The 19,020-nt window shown below is 40.3% G+C and carries 23 protein-coding genes and 1 other annotated feature (1 of these 24 cut by a window edge); all 23 genes read right to left on the reverse strand.

Going from position 1 to position 19,020, the window contains the following annotated elements:
• Window positions 1–11: 11 nt before the first annotated feature.
• On the reverse strand, window positions 12–329 hold the full coding sequence (locus tag DVW06_RS07385) for a cupin domain-containing protein (protein WP_005471157.1): 318 nt from the start codon (window positions 327–329) through the stop codon (window positions 12–14).
• Window positions 330–578: 249 nt separating this feature from the next.
• Window positions 579–1,031: a transcription antitermination factor NusB gene (nusB, locus tag DVW06_RS07390; protein ID WP_003126203.1), complete on the reverse strand. Its 453-nt coding sequence runs from the start codon at window positions 1,029–1,031 to the stop codon at window positions 579–581.
• The gene (locus tag DVW06_RS07395) at window positions 1,024–1,449 is read right to left on the reverse strand and encodes an Asp23/Gls24 family envelope stress response protein (protein WP_003126202.1); all 426 of its coding nucleotides are present in this window, start codon (window positions 1,447–1,449) and stop codon (window positions 1,024–1,026) included. Before DVW06_RS07395 ends, nusB begins: the two co-directional genes overlap by 8 nt.
• Before the next feature lie 202 nt (window positions 1,450–1,651).
• Window positions 1,652–2,716, reverse strand: coding sequence for a M24 family metallopeptidase (locus DVW06_RS07400; protein ID WP_003126201.1), 1,065 nt, complete (start codon window positions 2,714–2,716; stop codon window positions 1,652–1,654).
• Window positions 2,717–2,824: 108 nt separating this feature from the next.
• Window positions 2,825–3,883, reverse strand: a complete 1,059-nt coding sequence (locus tag DVW06_RS07405; RefSeq protein WP_137264528.1) for an anti sigma factor C-terminal domain-containing protein — start codon at window positions 3,881–3,883, stop codon at window positions 2,825–2,827.
• On the reverse strand, window positions 3,876–4,388 hold the full coding sequence (locus DVW06_RS07410; RefSeq protein ID WP_238696169.1) for an RNA polymerase sigma factor: 513 nt from the start codon (window positions 4,386–4,388) through the stop codon (window positions 3,876–3,878). The genes DVW06_RS07405 and DVW06_RS07410 overlap by 8 nt, the downstream gene beginning before the upstream one ends.
• An 80-nt stretch (window positions 4,389–4,468) precedes the next feature.
• Complete coding sequence (locus DVW06_RS07415; RefSeq protein ID WP_005471142.1) at window positions 4,469–4,708, reverse strand: GlsB/YeaQ/YmgE family stress response membrane protein; 240 nt, start codon at window positions 4,706–4,708, stop codon at window positions 4,469–4,471.
• 72 nt (window positions 4,709–4,780) lie between these two features.
• Window positions 4,781–5,146, reverse strand: coding sequence for a DUF956 family protein (locus DVW06_RS07420; RefSeq protein ID WP_005471141.1), 366 nt, complete (start codon window positions 5,144–5,146; stop codon window positions 4,781–4,783).
• Window positions 5,147–5,259: 113 nt separating this feature from the next.
• Window positions 5,260–6,171: a PTS system mannose/fructose/sorbose family transporter subunit IID gene (locus DVW06_RS07425; protein ID WP_003126195.1), complete on the reverse strand. Its 912-nt coding sequence runs from the start codon at window positions 6,169–6,171 to the stop codon at window positions 5,260–5,262.
• 20 nt (window positions 6,172–6,191) lie between these two features.
• The gene (locus DVW06_RS07430) at window positions 6,192–6,995 is read right to left on the reverse strand and encodes a PTS mannose/fructose/sorbose transporter subunit IIC (protein ID WP_003126194.1); all 804 of its coding nucleotides are present in this window, start codon (window positions 6,993–6,995) and stop codon (window positions 6,192–6,194) included.
• Between the two features lie 29 nt (window positions 6,996–7,024).
• Window positions 7,025–8,014 (reverse strand): mannose/fructose/sorbose PTS transporter subunit IIB, encoded by a 990-nt coding sequence (locus tag DVW06_RS07435; protein ID WP_003126193.1) that lies wholly within the window; start codon window positions 8,012–8,014, stop codon window positions 7,025–7,027.
• A gap of 70 nt (window positions 8,015–8,084) precedes the next feature.
• The gene (locus DVW06_RS07440; RefSeq protein ID WP_029486684.1) at window positions 8,085–8,579 is read right to left on the reverse strand and encodes a PTS system mannose/fructose/N-acetylgalactosamine-transporter subunit IIB; all 495 of its coding nucleotides are present in this window, start codon (window positions 8,577–8,579) and stop codon (window positions 8,085–8,087) included.
• Between the two features lie 226 nt (window positions 8,580–8,805).
• Window positions 8,806–11,631, reverse strand: coding sequence for a sigma-54-dependent transcriptional regulator (locus DVW06_RS07450; protein ID WP_005471136.1), 2,826 nt, complete (start codon window positions 11,629–11,631; stop codon window positions 8,806–8,808).
• Between the two features lie 231 nt (window positions 11,632–11,862).
• Window positions 11,863–12,399 carry a GNAT family N-acetyltransferase gene (locus tag DVW06_RS07455; RefSeq protein WP_005471134.1) on the reverse strand — a complete coding sequence of 179 codons (537 nt, stop codon included), beginning with the start codon at window positions 12,397–12,399 and terminating at the stop codon, window positions 11,863–11,865.
• A gap of 95 nt (window positions 12,400–12,494) precedes the next feature.
• Entirely contained in the window at window positions 12,495–13,403 is a 909-nt protein-coding gene (locus tag DVW06_RS07460; RefSeq protein WP_003126187.1) for a diacylglycerol/lipid kinase family protein, read from the reverse strand.
• A 151-nt stretch (window positions 13,404–13,554) separates the two neighbouring features.
• Window positions 13,555–14,340 carry a phosphonate ABC transporter, permease protein PhnE gene (gene phnE, locus DVW06_RS07465; protein ID WP_003126186.1) on the reverse strand — a complete coding sequence of 262 codons (786 nt, stop codon included), beginning with the start codon at window positions 14,338–14,340 and terminating at the stop codon, window positions 13,555–13,557.
• A complete protein-coding gene (phnE, locus tag DVW06_RS07470) occupies window positions 14,337–15,119 on the reverse strand; it encodes a phosphonate ABC transporter, permease protein PhnE (RefSeq protein WP_003126185.1) in 783 nt (260 codons plus the stop codon). The genes phnE (DVW06_RS07465) and phnE (DVW06_RS07470) overlap by 4 nt, the downstream gene beginning before the upstream one ends.
• Window positions 15,116–15,904, reverse strand: coding sequence for a phosphonate ABC transporter ATP-binding protein (gene phnC / locus DVW06_RS07475; RefSeq protein WP_005471132.1), 789 nt, complete (start codon window positions 15,902–15,904; stop codon window positions 15,116–15,118). Before phnC ends, phnE (DVW06_RS07470) begins: the two co-directional genes overlap by 4 nt.
• Window positions 15,905–15,985: 81 nt before the next feature.
• Window positions 15,986–16,912 (reverse strand): phosphate/phosphite/phosphonate ABC transporter substrate-binding protein, encoded by a 927-nt coding sequence (locus DVW06_RS07480; protein ID WP_003126183.1) that lies wholly within the window; start codon window positions 16,910–16,912, stop codon window positions 15,986–15,988.
• 524 nt (window positions 16,913–17,436) lie between these two features.
• Window positions 17,437–17,889, reverse strand: a complete 453-nt coding sequence (locus DVW06_RS07485) for a GNAT family N-acetyltransferase (RefSeq protein WP_003126182.1) — start codon at window positions 17,887–17,889, stop codon at window positions 17,437–17,439.
• A gap of 90 nt (window positions 17,890–17,979) precedes the next feature.
• Window positions 17,980–18,273 (reverse strand): 50S ribosomal protein L27, encoded by a 294-nt coding sequence (gene rpmA, locus DVW06_RS07490; RefSeq protein ID WP_003126181.1) that lies wholly within the window; start codon window positions 18,271–18,273, stop codon window positions 17,980–17,982.
• Window positions 18,274–18,285: 12 nt separating this feature from the next.
• Window positions 18,286–18,630 (reverse strand): ribosomal-processing cysteine protease Prp, encoded by a 345-nt coding sequence (locus tag DVW06_RS07495; protein WP_003126178.1) that lies wholly within the window; start codon window positions 18,628–18,630, stop codon window positions 18,286–18,288.
• A gap of 26 nt (window positions 18,631–18,656) precedes the next feature.
• Window positions 18,657–18,965 (reverse strand): 50S ribosomal protein L21, encoded by a 309-nt coding sequence (gene rplU / locus DVW06_RS07500; protein WP_003126177.1) that lies wholly within the window; start codon window positions 18,963–18,965, stop codon window positions 18,657–18,659.
• 19 nt (window positions 18,966–18,984) lie between these two features.
• Window positions 18,985–19,020: a sequence feature (ribosomal protein L21 leader region), on the reverse strand (it continues 36 nt past the right edge of the window).

Below are 19,020 nucleotides of genomic sequence, written 5' to 3' on the forward strand. Positions count from 1 at the left end.
TTCCTCCTTTTTTATCGTTCCACCAAAAACCACACAACCTCAGCCGTTTCTGTGCCATCATTGTAGTTGATATGCCCTTCTCCGGCTTCGATCCATTGACAGTCTCCCGGATTTCCAGTGAGATCTGTTCCGTCTTCTAAAACTGTATGAGCGCTTCCTTTGATCACATAGGAAAATTCATCTTGTGTGTGACGTGCAAATCCCTCTAATGGTCTTTTCTCACCTGGAGCTAACCGAACCACTCCCATTTGAACCTTTCCGTTGGTTTGATTCAATGAATCAAATATCGTTTCAAATTCTTTCCCATTATCCGCTGAAATAATTTTCATTTTTTCTGACTCCTTTCAATTATTACTTTCAATTAAATCGTCAGAATATTCTAAAGTCAATACTTTTATTCAAAATATCGCTTTTATTTTTATTTTTCAGCTGTTTTTTTGAAAAAATTACTTTTATTAACACTTCTCTCTGTAGAAAGATCCAGTTTTTCACCTCAACCAACTTAATAACAACTATGGCATTGTATCGCAAATAACCAAAAAACAGCCTCAGCTTTTAGCTGAGGCTGTTTTGATTAACTAGTCATTCTTACTTTCAATTTCACTGTTCACATTAGACAAAATACCATTCACAAATTTTCTTGATTGGTCATCACTGAATGTTTTGGCTAATTCAATGGCTTCATTTAACGCGACTCGATTAGGAACATTGTCAACATACACCATTTCATATAATGCAATTCGTAAAATCGTTACATCCATTTTTGATAATCGTTGGATCTTCCAACCGGATTTTAAATGGGACTGGATCACTTCATCCAACGCTTCTTTGTACTGACATACCCCTGCTACAAGTTGATCCAAATACGCTGGAACGAAGTGTTCCTGTTCTTCATCAATCAGCTCATGGTGTTCCAACTCAATTGCATGCATGATCGCATCTTGTTTCGTTAAATCTTTATTAAAATCTAAAGGAAATAAGGCTTGCAGAGCCATTTTCCGAATCTCGTGACGTGATAATTCTTTACTCATTTTCTTCCTCGTCGTTTCCGAATAATTCTTCAATATCAGGTTGCTCAATCTTTTCTGGTACTACAGCTACCACATGTACATTGACTTCCGCTAAGTGAACATCTGTCATGAACAATACTTGCTGTTTCACTCGATCTTGAATTTCCATTGCTACTTTAGGCACAGAAACGCCATAGCTTAGATAGCAATAAAGATCAACCTTGATCCCAGTTTCATCGATTGTCAAGTAGACCCCTTTGCCATGCGCGGAGCGTCCAAGCAATTCAGTCACACTATTGGCTAATGTCCCCCGCATCCCATAGACACCTTCCACTTTAGATGCTGCGATACCAATAATGATCTCGATGACTTCTGGTGCGATCACAATTTCGCCTAATTCAGGACTTGCGTCTAAGACTAGATTTTTATCTTCATTCATAAGTTTTGCCTCCATTCTAAACTTCCACACATTGTTATCTATCCCTTCACGATATGTTTCGTCTCAATAAGTCATGACTTGGATAGACAGTTTCATTTGTATAGAGGTTTCTTCTCGCCCTAAGTTTATCATTTTCTGCACTGAGAATCTATAATAACCCACTATTCTCAATGAATTTTCTGAAATAAACGAGGATGTTGATTTACAAGATGATCAATTCTTTAGGAGAATGCGTCAAAACTTGATTACCAGTTTCTGTGATCAACAAATCATCTTCGATTCGAACGCCGCCGATACCTGGAAGATAAATTCCCGGTTCGTCTGTAATGACGTTGCCCGTAACAAATGCTTTGTCTGCTCGGAAAGAGACGTTTGGTCCTTCATGGATCTCTAGACCGATTCCGTGACCCGTTGAATGTCCGAAAGCTTCTCCATAGCCGAATGAAGCAATATGATCACGTGCGATTGCATCTAATTCAATTCCTGTCATGCCCGGTTTGGCTGCAGCTAAAACTTTTTCTTGAGCTTCAAGGACGATTCGATAAATTTCTTTTAATTTGTCTCCGGGATCACCTACGGCGAACGTCCGAGTCATATCAGAAACATATCCTTGATAGTAGCAACCAAAATCCAGAGTGATCAAATCTCCTTGTTCAATTACTTTTTCACTAGCTACCCCATGGGGCATAGCTGAACGTAATCCACTGGCAACGATTGTATCAAAAGAAACGCTTGTAGCGCCCAAAGAACGCATGAAAAAGTCAAGTTGATTGGCTACTTCTATTTCTGACATTCCGGGACGGATCATTTTCAAAATATGTTCAAATCCTTGATCCGCAATATGGCAAGCTTGTTGGATCAACGCGATTTCTGACTCATCTTTGACTTCCCGCAATGCTTCGATCATACCTGAAACAGGAGCCAATGAAGATTCTTCAATAATCTCCTCCAAGACCGAATAATCAGAAAAGCTGACGTAACTTTCTTCGAAAGCCAAAACATTGATCTCTTCTTTTTCGCAAATAGCCGCAACTTCTTCAAAAATCGGTCCGCTATTTTTTACGATTTCAAATCCTTGTGCTTGAGCAGCCGCTTGCTCTGTATAACGAAAATCAGTAACGAAAAAAGCTTTTTCCAATGTAATGACAGCTAAACCAGTCGTGCCGGTAAAATTAGTCAAATAACGCAAATTGTATGGGCTCGTGATCAAAAAACCATCAACGGCATCTTTTCTCATTGCTTCTCTTAATTTTTCAACTCTTAACATTCTTTCTCCCCACTTTCTTGTTCTGTATTATTATAGCAAACTTCCCAGAAAAGCGAAAAGAATGAAAAAAATTTATACAAAAAAAGACAGATTGCTTTTAGACATTCTTTAATCCTCGTTAATCTGGTCTATCAAAGAAAACAAATTCGTCTCCATCACACGCGCCGTTAAAATGTTTTCACCGCTTTCAAGAAGGGTAATCAGTGCATCTACGGACATGCGTGCTGAAATTCCATAGGTTTGTACACCGTTTTTTTGAATGTAGGTCAACGCTGTTTCAATTTGTTCAACAGATAGAATATCACGCGCGTCATTCGATTCCAAGGCTAAAAAGTCTTTCTGGGTTAGTAAGTATTTCAACATCGATTCAAAATGCGCAGCGGATTGTTCTGTTTCTGAATAGTCTGATTGTTGTTTGCTAGTTGCTTCTGATAAATCCAGAAAAGGAAAGTCTTTTAAAAAACTCTCTTCAAGTGTCTTTTCTTCTGGGACTACACGAGAAAAACTATTGGAAAACCCAAGCGGCTGAAAATCTTGATTTCCAGTTGCCCCCCCTGTTCGAACAGCTGTCCAGAGAATTTCTCCTTTGGGTATTTGATACATCTGCCAGTCTCTCAATTCTTCCAAAGATAAGTCTTTCTCAAAAATTAATGTGGTGATCAATGAAGTGCTTTTGGGCATTTTTTTTAAATTGTTCAAAAGGTTCTGCTTCATTGTCTGATTCTCAGAGAATTCAAGACTCGATGAATCTCGCATACGTGATTCAAAAAGAAAATCTTTTTTTTGCGAATTAGAGAGATAATTCTTCAGCAAGTGATTTTTATCGATCGTTACTGTCTGAATCGTAGAATGATTCTGATCGAGATTTTGATAAACTTCTGTCACCTCATAACTGCCAAAACCTAATGAACGTATTTCATACTTCGATAGAAAATGATTTTGCGTCGTTAACTCGTTATTGATTTGACGATTCATGATGTAACTATCTTGATTTACTTGTAGACTACTTTGCCGAGGATCATAGAAAAAGAGGTCAACAAATTTTGGCATTACAAGTAAAACTGCAATTGTCAGTACAACAGCTGCAAAAAGAAAGAAAATCCCTCGTTTGTAACGTTGTTGTTTGATTTTCCTTTGCAATTGTTCAAAGTGAAATGGTTCATTCATTTGTTAATTCCTCCTTAAGTAATTGTCTTCCTCGATACAAACGATTCTTCGCTTGCGTGTAGCTCCATTCTTTATACGTTGCAATTTCCTCAATTCGCCACTCCAAAAAATAGTATAGTAAAATCACTTCTCGCGTATCTTTAGGTAATTTCTCAATACTGCGATACAATGCTCTTTTTCTCTCTTGTCCTATTATTTCTTCCAATGGGGTAGACAACTGTTGGCTTTCTGCTTGAAAAACGTGTGAAGGAAACTTTCGCCATCGATATGCCACCGTTTGTTTACGCGTCCAGTCAATGAAGCGATTTTTGATTATTTTTAGTAAAAAATAGTTGATTTGCTTTTCGTTTAGCTCATCGAGAGATTCCGCTATGACGAGAAACGCCTCACTGACTAAATCTTGGGCCTGCTCTTTATTTTTTGTAAAATAAAACGCATACAAATAACAGTCTTGCGAGTAATCTTTATATATTTTTGCTAACAGTTCATCTCCCAACTCAGTCACCCCTCCATACCTACTATACGAACTCACAGAGAAAAAGTCACAAAAAAAAAGCCATTCATTAAAAAATGAATGGCTGTAAGTTATTTTCTACGTCCCAAGAAGAACGAAACAACAGCGACAAAAATGACCGCTCCGATAATGGCAGGAACAATTGCCATTCCAGCAATCTGTGGTCCCCATGTTCCAAATAGTGCTTGACCAATCGATGCCCCAACTAGCCCGGCTACGATATCAAAGATACAACCGCGTTTCTCACCAGCGATTGCGCCTCCGATTGATCCGATGACCGCACCTACGATCAATGTCCATAAAAAATGCATAATACCCCTCCTAAACTTTCTAATAAAAGGGTACCACATCAATTATGGTTTGAACAAGAATATGCCTGCATGTTATTTTCTGCGAGTGAACGCCCGCTTTAGCACATCGAAAAAGCCAAGAGAATGAACCATATGATCCGGATCAACATAGACGCGAATCGCCCGCAAAACTTTCTTGGGCTCTTTCGAAGAAAAAGTATAGGTGCCATTTTTTTTCGTCCGAATAGCGTACCTTGGGATCCAACGACCTTTGAACATGACAGAGGCAATCACGTAATCTACATCTTCCCAAGGAATCTGGATAAACTTCCGCTGGTCACGGTCGTTGTAAAATTCAAAAGCCTTGTCGCCGATCATAATTTTGCCATATTCGTTGATACCCAAAAATGAGGTCGCATCGATCGTCAAATCAACTTTGGTGTTCAGGGATTGTACCATAATTTGTTTGCTCCATTTCTACGTCTTATTGTTTCTTATTATACTTGTTCTGATGATTTTTGGCGAATAGATAAAAAGTGCTTGGGTTTCCCCAAGCACTTTTAGTTGAAAGATTAGAACAATCCGATCAAGTGTCCACCGATACCGACTAAGAACAAACCGATAATGATGATGATTGGAGAAACTTTTTTCTTCAATAACCACATACATAACAGAGTAAGTAATAGTGCAGCCAACCCAGGAATCAATTGATCCAAGTTGTTTTGCAAGGTTGTTACTTTCGTATCTGTTAATGCACGGCCTTCAGCGACTTGTTGGAATGCTTGTTGTAACCCTTCTGGACCTGATGGCAATTTTGCCCAATCCACATATGCTCCTTCATCAAGAGGGACACGAGATACAACTGGTGCAAATGAAATTGATACCCAACGTTGAACAAGCGATCCTAATACGAACATCCCTAGGATTGAAGCACCTTTTGTTACGTCTTGCAGCAAACCACCTGAAAGGTCATCTGTGATTTTTGATCCGGCACGGTAGCCAAATTCTTGTGTATACCACATAAATGCCCAACGAATGATATTCCAAGCCAAGAAGAAGATGATTGGGCCTAAGATGTTTCCTCCTAACGCTAGAGAAGCACCTAGAGCTCCTAACATCGGACGAACAGTAAACCAGAATACAGGGTCACCGACACCAGCCAAAGGACCCATCATACCAACTTTTACCCCTTGGATCGCTACATCATCGACAGCGGCTCCATTGGCACGTTCTTCTTCCAATGCTAAAGTTACCCCTAGAATTGGTGAAGCAATATATGGGTGAGTGTTAAAGAATTCCAAATGACGCTTCAAAGCAGCGGCACGGTCTTCTTTTGTTTTGTATAATTTTTTGATTGCTGGAATCATTGAGAATGCCCAACCACCATTTTGCATACGTTCATAGTTCCATGAACCTTGAATGAAGGTAGAGCGCCATGCTACGGCTAAACGATCTTTTTTACTTAATTGAATTTTTTCTGCCATTTTTTTCTCCTCCTTCGATTCTAATAGTCATTCAAGATATCGCCTAGAGGGTCGCCAGTGTTGCTGCCGCCGCCTCCATTTGATGATCCGCCCATTTTGGTGATGTTCAAGTAAATCAATGCAATAGCTACTGCCAATGCACCGATCGCAATCAATGTCAATTCAGAAATCGCTGCAATCACAAAACCAATGATGAAGAATGGCCATACTTCACGAGTTGCCATCATGTTGATAACCATTGCGTAACCTACGGCAACAACCATACCACCACCGATAGCCATACCATCTGTTAACCAAGCTGGCATAGATTCTAGGAAGTTTTGAACAGTTGCAGCTGGAATTGCTAGCAATGCTGCTGCTGGAATCGCAATACGGATCCCTTGCATACATACGGCAATCACATGCCACATTTCGATTTTGCGGATATTACCTTCTTCAGCAGCTGCATCCATAAAGTGAACGATTGGTACAGCTAATGTACGTACGATCATTGTTAAGAACAAACCAGCTACAGCCAAAGGAATCGCAACGGCAATGGCTGTGTCAACACCGCCACGTCCTTGTCCACCTAAAACTAAAATAATTGCAGATGCAACAGATGCCAATGCAGCATCCGGTGCGACAGCGGCACCAATGTTTGCCCAACCTAACGCGATCATTTGTAATGATCCACCTAAAATAATACATGCTTCTAAGTTACCGGTCACTAGACCGATCAATGTACATGCCACTAGCGGTTGATGGAATTGGAATTCATCCAAGATCCCTTCCATACCAGCTAAAAAGGCAACGACTACTACTAATACCATAGATATAATAGACATGATAGACCTCCTATTTAGTTGTATACTTTTTACTTGTTCGACAATTCGTTTTTCGCTTTACGCAAAATTTCATCCATGTTGTCGCGTGAATCGTTTGGTACTTTACGCACATCAAATTTGATGCCCCGTGATTTTAGTTCTTCGAACGTTTCAACGTCTTCAGTACCCATAGACAATACTTTACTTACAACAACTTTTCCGACTGAGTGAGCCATTGAACCAACGTTGACTTCTTGAATGTCTACGCCGCCTTCTACTACTCGCAATACATCTTCTGGATTTTCAAACAATAGCAATGCTTTCGTATTACCAAAACGAGGGTCTTTTGACACTTCGATCATTTTTTCTACTGGAATAACATTGGCTTTTACTCCTGGAGGAGCTGCTTGTTCGATCAATTTTTTACGCAAGTCGTCTTTTGCAACTGCATCTGATACTACGATGATCCGTGATGGATTCACTGATTTTGTCCATGCTGTAGCTACTTGTCCGTGAAGCAAACGAGAGTCAACACGAGCCAATACAATTTTGATCTTGCCATCGCCCAGTACAGTACCTGGAGGAAGTGATCCTTTAGGTTGATCGTCAGCCACAACTGGAGCAGCAGCTTCTGCCGGTTCAAGTTCTTCTGGTTTCACCTTGACCCCTTCTTTAGCTGTTTCAATGATATGTGCAGCAATCTCATGTGCTGTATTCATTGAAAAACGTGAAGCGTAAGCCTCGATGACCATTGGTAAATTCATACCAGCTACGATTGCCCATTTGTCTTTGTGGTCTTCAAACAAGCTGTTTGCTTGGTTGAAAGGTGTACCGCCCCAAAGATCAACTAAGAATAACACTTCTTCTTGATCGTCGAATGTGGCGATTGCTTCTTGCATTTTTGCTTTGATATCATCTGGGCCTTCACTTGGCATCAATGTTACAGCTTTAACATTTTCTTGTTCGCCGAAAATCATTGAACCAGATTGCAAAATGCCGTTTGCAAATTCTCCATGACTTGCTAGGATAATTCCTACCATCTTTTTACCTCCTATTTCAAAATTGATAAATGTGACACTTAAATGAAAGAAAAAAAGCAACGACGAAAAATCAAGTGTGACTACCCTCTTTTTCCAAAATATCCATCAAATAGATTTTACGATCAGCAGGAACTTTTCGAATCTCGACTTCAATGCCCTGTTTCTGCAAATAAAGCAGTGATTCGAGGTCTTGATCATTGACAGAAACAAAATTAGTGATCATCCGCTTTCCTATCGAAAAGCTCATTCCTCCAATATTGATTGAATGAATCGGTAATCCGCCTTTGACTAGTGTGACAACATCTTGAGGATTGGTAAATAATAACATGACTTTTTGGGTATCAAATAATGCGTTATGTGCAACCTCAAGCATTTTCGCCACTGTGACGACATTGGATTTGATTCCTGGCGGAGCGGCTTCTTTCAAAAGAAATTTGCGAAGCTGATCATTTGCGACTTCGTCACTGACAACGATGATTCGGTTAATACCAGTCATTTTCGACCAGGCTGTTGCTACTTGACCATGAATCAAACGATCATCGATTCGAGCAAGACGTATATCCATTCCCATCGTAAAAACCTCCTACATCCATCGATCCGCTGGCTATTTGTGGATCCCTTACTTTTTTCATTCACCTCCTGTATCCACTTATATAGAAGCAAGAAGCGTGCCAACTTTTATACAATACACTAATCTTTGGAAAGGCTTAAGAATCGGCCTCTTGATGATACACTAAAAAGATACACTGAAAAAAAGTGTATCTTTTTTAGTGTATTCTATTCTTAATGTATTATTGATCAGCCAAAACCGTTTTTTCTTGATGATTTTTAATCAACTCTGCTAAGTAATATTCTTCGCTTTCTGGTATTTCTACATTTAACAAGCGCGAGAACGAGCGAACATGGATGTGAAGTTTTTTGTACATCGGCTCTTGCTTCAGTTCAGAAACAAGGGGTTCATCGACAGTTAAAGGTTGCTTTAATACGATCCGTTCGATCATTCCAGCAGAGTGGAGCACAAAATTGATTTGAAACCCTGGTATTGCATCCGTCAATTCTAAATCATTGATCAATTGATGGCCAAATTGCCACAATGGCTCGATAACTTTTCGCGGATTGACAAAAGTCAGGTTTTGCTCCATATATTTAAAACAAATTTCTTCTGCTTGTTCTTCACCAAGTTCAACGTCTTGTTCAAAACTCAGATCATTCTCTAACAAAATTTCTTCCAACAATTGATCTACATCTTGATCAATGAATCGTTCCAGAGAAATAAAAGGCGCATCGATTTTTGGATCTATGATCCCTGTCGTGGCGATCAGTTGATATTGTCTTTGTATGGGTTCTAACTCAGTCTTTAAATCAGCCACTGAAAGTGTCACAACCTCTACATTCTGATTTTGACGTTTCGAGAGGGAACTTTGAATTAGTTCTTTGATCCTCTGAGCCGTTCCTTTACCCGAGGCACAGATGGCTAAGATGGCTTTGCGATGATGATTGCTTAAGTGACCCTCCGGCTGTTCAACGGAACCATAGCCGCGAAATTTTCTAAGCGATTCATACAAACTATCGATGTCCGTGCCGATAACTGAGGCTTTTCGGACTGTTTCCAAAACGATTGATGTCGTCACCATATCGACAGTCCGTACAATCACACCTGTTTCCCTCTGAATCTCATTGTTGAAGGTAGCTAAAGATCCCATATCTACTAATAAAATCACGCCGCTACCATCATTAACTGCTTGAACACTTTCTTCGATCTTTTTCAATGCAACGGTAGGCGGCATGTCCAAAGGCATGTCTACTGCTGCCACTTGATCCACTTCTAAAAGTTGTTGAACCACTTGAACCATACTGCTTGCCGTGCTGTTCCCATGGGCTGCTACAACTACACCAATTTTTCCAGAGGAATGGGCAGTCCGCAAAGATACGAGTAAAACAGCCAAATAATAGGTTTCACTTTCAGGAATCGATACTTTGAAACTATCACCAATAAATGTACGAATTTCTTTAGCAACTTCAAACTCTTTCGGATAGTCGGCGACCATTTGACGAATATTGTCATTGGTATGCCGTTCTTCTCCCAGATGAATTTTTTTCAAAAAAGAACTAATGTGTAAGCTCATCGCATACACAAAATTTTGCTGAAATTCATAGTTCAGCCTTGTGCGTACCAGATCATAAATACGATTTGTCACTGTGATCACTTTTTGATCCACAAACTCGCTCAATTTGTTTTCTGAATTGAAAGAAAAGCCGTGATCTTTGTAAAATGATTTCAAATGAACATTGATATCTGTAGATATGAAATGATTGATGGCTTCTTGATCCAGCCCATCCGCTTTTAATAAAGCAGCTTTATCGCCGATAATATCGTAAAGATTATACGGTAATTCATAAGAATCGGATTGAATATTATTAAGATTTTGGTTTGGTTGAACACGCACAGTCGGCTCAAGAATTTTGGACAGCTCTGCTAACTCATCTCGGCGATTCCCCAAGACCATTAATCCTGAGCGGATTCCTTCGGGAAGTTCGTCCAAATCAATCTCGATTTCATCTTGTTGCATATGATTCAAGAACCCTCGTGCACAGACCAACTGAACGTTGGACTTCAATTGACCAATATTTCCGAAGCTGACACTGCCAATCAACGCTTTAACGACATCTTCAGTCAATGTGATCGTGCGTTGGATTCGTGTTGCTTCTTGTCCTACAAGTACCCGAACAAGATCCACTTTTTCTGAGGCAGGTCGTTTTTCAAAAAACGGCAGTTGGATATTGATCGGAATTCTCCGAGTAAAAGTGTCCAACAATGTCGAATTGGGATCCTCAGTAGTTGCTCCGACGATGCGAACATTGGCTTGATGATTTTTACCAGTCTCACCTAATCGACTAAAGGTTCCATGATCCATAAAGTAAAAAATCATTTCTTGTCCTTCAGGCGGCAATCGATGTATTTCATCTAGAAATAGCATACTTTCATCCGCCTGATCAATGATTCCGGTTTTCTCCTGATCCGCTCCGGTAAAAGCACCGCGAACATAACCGAACAAATGGCTCATAAGCAACTCTGGATTATTGGCATAATCGGCACAGTTGAAAACGATCAACTCTTTTTCCTCTTCGATCACCTGATTGCTTTTCGCAAACTGAAACATGGCGTGAGCAAAATACGTCTTCCCTGAACCTGTTGGTCCAGTGATCAAACAATTTAGCCCCTTAGGAGGATACAGAATTGCCGCTTTGGCTTGTTCGACAGCATTTTTCATGCTGCCGTTCACACCAATGATCGTTGAAAAAATATCACGGTTTCCCAATTTGACATCCACTCGCTGCGGCGTAGCTTTCTCTCTTTGGGGGCGGTTCTCTTTATAACTTGGAACATATTTCTCAGGCCCAGACCGTGCATCTTGAGCTACCCAATACCTCACTGGCCGGGTATCACTCTTTTGAACGCGGCCTTCTTTGACAAGTTGATTCAAATCTTTGCTGGCATTGCTTCGTTGGATCATCAATTGATCAGCGACCTCTGATGTCGTCGTTCCCTTTTCATTCAAGCCATTTTCTGTATTTTCCAATAAAAATTGATAAATACGCTCAATCCGTTTCCCCAACAGCTCCGCCTCCTTGAAAGTTTTATCCTTGAATACTTTAATGGGTTTGAATAAAAATTGCAAATCTTTTCTGAATACTTTCCCTACTCAAACCAGCCAATAACCTAGCCACCCTTAAACACGCCCCTTGAAAAATCTTGCAGCATACAGCACTAACCATTTTTTCATAGCACCTTTTGATTAACTTAAGAATAAAGCATTTAGCAAAAAAAAGACAATCTAATGCTATGATTATTGTGTCAATGGGTAGGGAATAAATTTTGGCACGTCACCATCAAACTGCTGCAACTCTTTTTGCATCCATAAAACATCGTGCCACTGCTCAAACTTATAGCCAATTTGTGGGAAATATGCAACTTCTTTGTAACCAAATTTTTGATGGAACCTCACACTGCTTTTATTCCCAGCCGTGATACAAGCGGTCAAATTTACGATATTTTGTTTTTTCAACTCTGACTCCAAATGATGATAAAGCATCGTTCCTATCCCTTTTGCTTTTACTTCTCGATCGATGTAAACCGTCACTTCCGCCGTCCAGTCATAGGCAGCTCGTGTTTTGTAAGCGGTGGCATAAGCATAGCCAAGAATGACACCATTTTCTTCAGCAATCAAGTATGGATAATGCTGAAGCGTTTGAGTGATCCGGTGCGCAAACTCTTCCTCAGTTGGTATCTCTGTTTCAAAAGTAATAGCCGTATGATCTACATAAGGCGCATAAATTTTTAACAATGATTTGGTATCTGCAACAGCAGCCTTTCGAATGTTCATATATTCCCTTCTTTCTTCAAATTTTTATCAGTATACCTTTCTAATAAAAAAAGACAATCCTTGTCTAAAAACAAGGATCATCTTTACCCACTAGCTTACGCTTGATTTTTTTCTTGCCCGCAAAACACAGTAATATGTTGTGGTAATACTTGGATCTCAACCGGCAGACTTGGACCAGGGTCTCCATCGACATTGGTTTCGATCGTTGTATCATCCAGTAGTTTGATCTGCGCTTTCTCAAACGTTAGATATCCAAGGGATTCGTTGGATTCCGTTACTCCTTTTAGCAGTTCGGGAATACTCTTGATGGTTTCCCAAAGATTGCTGTCTTTAATGTAGATAAGATGCAATTTCCCATCATTCGTACTCGCTTCTGGTAACAGCGATTCAAAACCACCGATCGTATTCGACGATCCTACGATCAGTGTGCTGCTTTCAATTTTGGTTTCTGTTGCTTCCTGACCACTAGTGATAATTTCAAATTGATGACTTTCATTTTTGCGTACTTCCCGCAACCCGGAAAGGAAATAAGCCATTTTTCCAAGTTTCGTTTTTTCTTCAACTTCAACATTGTTGATAGCTGCTGGAATGATGCCGATCGCCACTACATTCATGAAATAGTCGTCATTGATTTTCCCAATGTCGATTTTGCGAGAATGATTCAACGAAAATGATTCGATTGCTTCTTCAGGATCAAGAGGAATGGCCAATGCACGAGCCAAATCATTGACTGTACCTAGAGGGAAAAAGCCAAAACGCGGACGCTCCTCATGACTAGCAATTCCGCTGATCGCCTCATTAACTGTACCATCACCTCCCATTGCAAACACGCTATCCACGGAGCCGACAGCTTCAGATGCGAACCGCTCGGCATCACCCGCTTTTTCTGTGTGTGCAACAGCCACTTCATCAAATAGTTCCTGCAATTTTTTTGTTGCTAATTCCTCGTATCCTGCAGCTTTTTCGCCTCCTGAACTAGGATTGACGATCAATAGTGCTTTCATCTCCTCTGCCTCCTTAATGCTACTTCGTTTCACATTTTAGTATAACAAAGAGCCACCAGATTTGTCTTTTGTGCAAACCACCGCGAATAACTCTGACCGAATCTCCAATTGAATCGAATAGAGCTGTGTGTAATTGCCCTATTTCTTATTCTTAGACCAATCGTTTGCGTAAACGCCCCGAAATAAAATCAATACAGGTAACTGTCAAAATAATACCAAGCAAAATGATGCCCACACGACTCCAAGATCGTGCATTGATAGCAAAAATCATCGGTGTACCAATCCCTCCTGCTCCCACTATTCCCAGAATCGATGCAGAGCGAACAGCTAATTCAAAACGATATAAAGTAAACGACAAAAACTCTGGAATCAACTGCGGTAAAGTCGCAAATCCTAAAACCGCCCAGCGATTTCCGCCAGCACTCACAACAGATTCAGAAGGTCCCTGATCCATATTTTCGATCGCTTCACTATATAACTTGGCCAACATACCTATGGAATGGACACTGACGGCTAAAACGCCCGCAAAAGATCCTGGACCAACAGTTTTAATAAACATGATGGCTAGAACAATCTCAGGAAACGTGCGAATCGCTGTTAAGACGACTTTTCCTGTGCCCGACAAGAATCTAGGTGTATTTTTGCTTCGAGCTGCCCAAAACGCAAAAGGAATACTTAATAAAGAAGAAATAAATGTACCAACAAAAGCGATGGCTACCGTTTCAATCATTAAACTGAACAAATCTTCGCCATCCCCGGTATAGACATAACTCCAATCCGGATGGATCAATCCGTAGAAAATTGCCCCTAAGATTTGACCAACGTTTTCTTTGATAGTAGCTAAGGGGATTCCTGCAAATGCCCAAATATAAATAGCAACCAGAACGAGCACGAAAAGCCATTTTCTTTTTTTCTGGGGTTCCGTTGGCAACATCATAGCAATCGCTCCCTTACTCTATTACTGATGGTATCTATAAGAAGAACAACGATAAAAATCGCCAAAACGATAATTGCCGTTTGGTCGTAGCGAAATTGACTCAATGATCGTTGCAAAAAGACACCGATTCCTCCCGCGCCGATATACCCTAAGATCGTTGAGGCGCGAACATTGATTTCAAAGGCATACAAAAGATAACTTAAAAAATGACTCGTTACCTGCGGAAGTACCGCGTAACGGATAATCGCCAGTTTTGATCCCCCTGAAGCGGTGACAGCCTCGATCGGTCCCGCTTCAATTGTTTCGATCGACTCATAAAATAATTTCGTAATCATCCCAAAAGAAAAGATGGAAATTGAAGTCACACCAGCTACCGGACCAATACCGACAACTGCTACGAACAGCGCCGCCAACATCAAATCAGGAATCGTTCGTACGATATTCAAAAGAAAGCGAAAAATCCCCGATAACCAAGGAATTGTTAGGATATTTCTGGCTGCCAGCAAAGAAAAAGGCAAAGCAATGAGCGCCCCAAACGTTGTTCCGACAATTGCCATTTGAATGGTTTGAAGAAGAGGCTCCACAATGATCGTACTATACGACCAATCTGGTCGCAGCATTTTTATCAGTATCACGTTCATTTGATCCGCATTTTCAAAAAAACGGCGAAGATCGACTCCCGTAATCGATCCACTCAAAATCAAGACGAGCAAAAAAAGCACCAACCAAAGAATATTCTTCCATAGTCCGCTTCGTTTAGGCAACAATTGAGTGGTCATTTTTCTGTGCCTCCTTGCTCTTCGATAATCTCACTGCCGTAGATTTCTTTTAATTTTCGGTCAGTGGCTTCGCTAACTGGTCCATCAAAAACAAGGCAACCATCACGTAACCCAATGATCCGTGTACCATACTCTCGCGCTAATTGCACGGAATGCAAATTGACAACGATCGTAATACCTAACTCTTGATTGATCCGCTTTAAATCACTCATGACCTTCTCCGTTGTCATAGGATCCAGAGAAGCTACCGGCTCATCCGCTAAAATGATTTTTGGTTCCTGAGTCAATGCCCGTGCAATCGAGACCCGTTGTTGCTGCCCACCAGACAATTGATCGGCTCTTGAATAAACTTTTTCGGCTAGATTCACTCTTTGTAGCGATTGATAAGCTAGTTCCTTATCCGCTTGTGGAAACAATCCCAAAAGCATCTGAAGAGTGGGGTGATAAGCGACTCTTCCAGTGAGAACATTCCTTAAGACACTCGAACGTTTTACCAAATTGAAGCTTTGGAAAATCATGCCAATGTCTCGGCGAATCAAACGTAATTCTTTGCCCTTTGCCTTTGTAATGGAGCGATTATCGATCAAAATTTCGCCACTGGTGATTTCGTGCAAGCGGTTGATGGAACGCAGCATGGTTGATTTCCCCGCACCAGACAACCCAACAACGATCACAAACTCCCCTTGATCGATGTCAATATTCAAATCTTTTAACCCCAGCACACCGTTTGGATATTCTTTTGTCACATTTCTAAACGAAATGATCTTTTTATTTGCTAACGCCATGGTTCTCCTACTTTCTCTCATTAAACTACTTTTATAAAATTGAAAAGGGTATCTGTTGATACGATACCCTTTCTCTGCCGCTTATTGTCCTACTTGTTCTGCATATTCACGAACGATATCAAAATTACTGTCTTGGGAGACTACATAGCCTTCATGAGAGTAGATATCTGAAATGATTTGATGACCTTCTTCATCTTTACCAATTTCGATAAAGGCATCTTGGATTTTTTTGTCCCATTCCTCACTCATATCACTGCGAACACTAATGGTGTCATTCGGGATTGGTTCTGTGAAATACATAGGTTCCACGTCATTCATGATTTTAGGATAATCTTTTTTCACTGTATTTCGCGCATCTTCAAAAACGAAAGCCGCATCTACATCTCCGTTCAAGACAGCCAAAACTGCTTGGTCATGACCTTTGACTTGAACTGTCGTTACATCTTTATTGATGTCTATCCCTTCTTTTTGAAGTTCCGCAACTGGCCAAACATACCCAGCCGAAGAGGTTACATCTTGTGTAGCGATCGTTTTCCCTTTCAAATCAGCTAATTCCTTGATATCGCTGCCGCTCTTGACCACAACCATTGATCGATAGCTATCCACCAATTCATCTGTCGCTTCACCACCAGGCTGCTTGATTCCATATCGCTGTGCCTGCAGTAATACTTTTACATTGCTTTGTTCATGAGCCAAAACATAAGCATTTGGAGGCAAAAAGCCCACATCCACTTGCTTAGAAGCCATTGCTTCGACGATCGTATTGTAATCTGTTGAAACACTTACGGTAACTGGAATTCCTAATTTATCACTTAGCAGCTTTTCAAGCGGTTTCGCTTTAGCCTCTAACGTTTCTGCTGCTTGCGAGGGCACAAATTGAACTGTCAACTTTTCTGGAACATATTGTTCCTCTGCACTCGAACTAGATTCTCCCGCTCCGCAAGCTGCTAATGCCAATCCAGTTGCTAACCCTAATCCAACGATTCCTACCTTTTTCCAAAGCTTCATTCTTCTTCTCCTTTGTGTTAAAAATCAGAACAACCAATTAACGAACTTTACCTTTTTGATTATAGAAAAACGTACATTTAATTACAACTATTTTTTCACTATAAATGGATATTTTTTAGTAAAACCAATCTAATCACGAACATTAACTTGTGTACCTTTTCTCAATCAAAGAGTATTTCACAGTCTGTCAATTGCTTTGCTCTACTTTAAAAAGAGTACCAAAGCAATTTATTGTTTGTATTTACAACACGTAAAGTTTCTGTTAATCCTCTCGAAGATAGTTGTGATCTATTGGACATGTCATCAATCAGGAAATTCTCTACTTTTGAGGCTATAATTCTCTCTTCACATCTACCGGTAACTAGTTTGACCAAGATTACCAAAACAAAAGTTTGAAGAGACAGATCGAAAAGACGATCGCCTATTCTTCCCCGGACTTACAACAGCAGTCTTTCAAGTGCAAAAAAACTCATGGCTGTCGGCTCCTCACATCCAACACCACCATGAGTTTATTTTCAACCAGATTATCTCCATTCTTTCAACAACACGGTCTCATCATTTACAAACTCTCCAGTTGCAACAAATCCAAAACCTTCGTACATTTGTTTAGCGATCGTATTTTCTTTAACGGAAGAAATTCGTAGTTCTTTTGCTTGGATCGCCTGCCGGAACCATTCAATCGCTGCTTCCATTGCCTGTGATCCATATCCTTTTTGCTGAAAGCGATGATCAATCATAAAACGCTCGATCCACCATGATTCTTTTGCATAATCTTCATCCGCTTCGTAATAACTAAACAATAAGAAACCGATCATTTCTTCTTGATGATAAATCGCAAAAGCCTGCCGAGCTTCTTCATATACAGCTTCCAGCAAAGAATACCAATTAGGCGCAACAAATTTTTCTTGTTCTTTGGTTGTTTTTAGTTCAATACAGCCACGATAATTCTCTTTTGTGATTGGTTTTAGCCGGATCATTTCAGACCTCCTCTAATTAAATCGCTTTCAAACAAACCGAATAAAAAAAGATGACTTACTAAGGATATAGTAAATCATCTAACTGTATTATTAAGCTTCTTGCGCTACTGGGTATACAGAAACTTGCTTTTTGTCGCGGCCTTTACGTTCGAAACGAACAACACCGTCAACTTTTGCAAATAATGTATCATCTCCACCGATACCTACGTTTACTCCTGGGTAAATTTTAGTACCGCGTTGGCGATAAAGGATTGATCCACCTGAAACAGTTTGACCATCAGCACGTTTAGCACCTAAACGTTTTGATTGAGAGTCGCGTCCGTTAGAAGTAGAACCGCCACCTTTTTTGTGAGCGAAGAATTGCAAATTCATTTTCATCAACATGAGATGCACCTCCTAGTTTTCTTTGATTGTTTTAATTTGGATATAATCGCTGTATTCTTCTTGAACAGATTGCAGACCAATCAATAGATTCTCTAAAAGAATCTGAGAGATATTCGACTGCTCTTGGGTCAAACGAGGAACAAGTTTAACAAGAAGGTAGCCACCTTCTTCATTGTTCGCTTCAACGATTGGTGTTACACCAGCCAAAGCATCGATCCCATTTACCGCACTGATCGCTAATGCTGAAGCAGCTGCGCAGACGATGTCTTTGCCATATTCTCCTGCTTGCGCGTGACCGGTAAGTTCAAAAGAAACAATCCGACCAGAGTCATTACGCTTGAATGTCCCTTTGATCATATTCGTTACCCTACTTTTCGTAAGAATTATGCATTGATTGCGTCAATAACAACTTTTGTGTAAGGTTGACGGTGACCTTGTTTGCGGTGTGAATGTTTTTTAGGTTTGTATTTGAAAGTTACGACTTTCTTTTGTTTGCCGTGTTTTTCTACAGTTCCTTCAACAGTTGCACCAGCAATGATTGGGGCACCTACTTTTGTTGATTCGCCACCTACTAAGATCACTTCATCAAAAGTAACTTTTTGTCCAGCTTCTACATCTAATTTTTCAACATAGATTGCTTGACCCACTTCAACTTTTACTTGTTTACCACCAGTTTTGATAATTGCGTACATGCTCTAAAGCACCTCCTTCTATTATACTTAGACTCGCCATCCCAAGTGACTTTCG

The sequence above is a fragment of the Enterococcus sp. ARL09-542 genome (assembly GCF_005234805.1).
In the GTDB taxonomy this organism is placed as follows: domain Bacteria; phylum Bacillota; class Bacilli; order Lactobacillales; family Enterococcaceae; genus Enterococcus_D; species Enterococcus_D gallinarum.

Bases quoted from the DNA above. Each gene is read 5' to 3' on its own strand.
- DVW06_RS07395 (WP_003126202.1), bottom strand. From the start codon at position 1,449: ATGAATGAAGATAAAAATCTAGTCTTAGACGCAAGTCCTGAATTAGGC.
- nusB (WP_003126203.1), bottom strand. From the start codon at position 1,031: ATGAGTAAAGAATTATCACGTCACGAGATTCGGAAAATGGCTCTGCAA.
- DVW06_RS07430 (WP_003126194.1), bottom strand. From the start codon at position 6,995: ATGTCTATTATATCTATGGTATTAGTAGTAGTCGTTGCCTTTTTAGCT.
- rpmA (WP_003126181.1), bottom strand. From the start codon at position 18,273: ATGTTGATGAAAATGAATTTGCAATTCTTCGCTCACAAAAAAGGTGGC.
- DVW06_RS07400 (WP_003126201.1), bottom strand. From the start codon at position 2,716: ATGTTAAGAGTTGAAAAATTAAGAGAAGCAATGAGAAAAGATGCCGTT.
- phnC (WP_005471132.1), bottom strand. From the start codon at position 15,904: ATGGCGTTAGCAAATAAAAAGATCATTTCGTTTAGAAATGTGACAAAA.
- DVW06_RS07485 (WP_003126182.1), bottom strand. From the start codon at position 17,889: ATGATCCGGCTAAAACCAATCACAAAAGAGAATTATCGTGGCTGTATT.
- DVW06_RS07385 (WP_005471157.1), bottom strand. From the start codon at position 329: ATGAAAATTATTTCAGCGGATAATGGGAAAGAATTTGAAACGATATTT.
- DVW06_RS07405 (WP_137264528.1), bottom strand. From the start codon at position 3,883: ATGAATGAACCATTTCACTTTGAACAATTGCAAAGGAAAATCAAACAA.
- phnE (WP_003126185.1), bottom strand. From the start codon at position 15,119: ATGACCACTCAATTGTTGCCTAAACGAAGCGGACTATGGAAGAATATT.
- DVW06_RS07455 (WP_005471134.1), bottom strand. From the start codon at position 12,399: ATGAACATTCGAAAGGCTGCTGTTGCAGATACCAAATCATTGTTAAAA.
- DVW06_RS07495 (WP_003126178.1), bottom strand. From the start codon at position 18,630: ATGATCAAAGGGACATTCAAGCGTAATGACTCTGGTCGGATTGTTTCT.
- DVW06_RS07415 (WP_005471142.1), bottom strand. From the start codon at position 4,708: ATGCATTTTTTATGGACATTGATCGTAGGTGCGGTCATCGGATCAATC.
- DVW06_RS07435 (WP_003126193.1), bottom strand. From the start codon at position 8,014: ATGGTAGGAATTATCCTAGCAAGTCATGGAGAATTTGCAAACGGCATT.
- DVW06_RS07420 (WP_005471141.1), bottom strand. From the start codon at position 5,146: ATGGTACAATCCCTGAACACCAAAGTTGATTTGACGATCGATGCGACC.
- phnE (WP_003126186.1), bottom strand. From the start codon at position 14,340: ATGATGTTGCCAACGGAACCCCAGAAAAAAAGAAAATGGCTTTTCGTG.
- DVW06_RS07480 (WP_003126183.1), bottom strand. From the start codon at position 16,912: ATGAAGCTTTGGAAAAAGGTAGGAATCGTTGGATTAGGGTTAGCAACT.
- DVW06_RS07440 (WP_029486684.1), bottom strand. From the start codon at position 8,579: ATGGATATACGTCTTGCTCGAATCGATGATCGTTTGATTCATGGTCAA.
- DVW06_RS07425 (WP_003126195.1), bottom strand. From the start codon at position 6,171: ATGGCAGAAAAAATTCAATTAAGTAAAAAAGATCGTTTAGCCGTAGCA.
- rplU (WP_003126177.1), bottom strand. From the start codon at position 18,965: ATGTACGCAATTATCAAAACTGGTGGTAAACAAGTAAAAGTTGAAGTG.
- DVW06_RS07460 (WP_003126187.1), bottom strand. From the start codon at position 13,403: ATGAAAGCACTATTGATCGTCAATCCTAGTTCAGGAGGCGAAAAAGCT.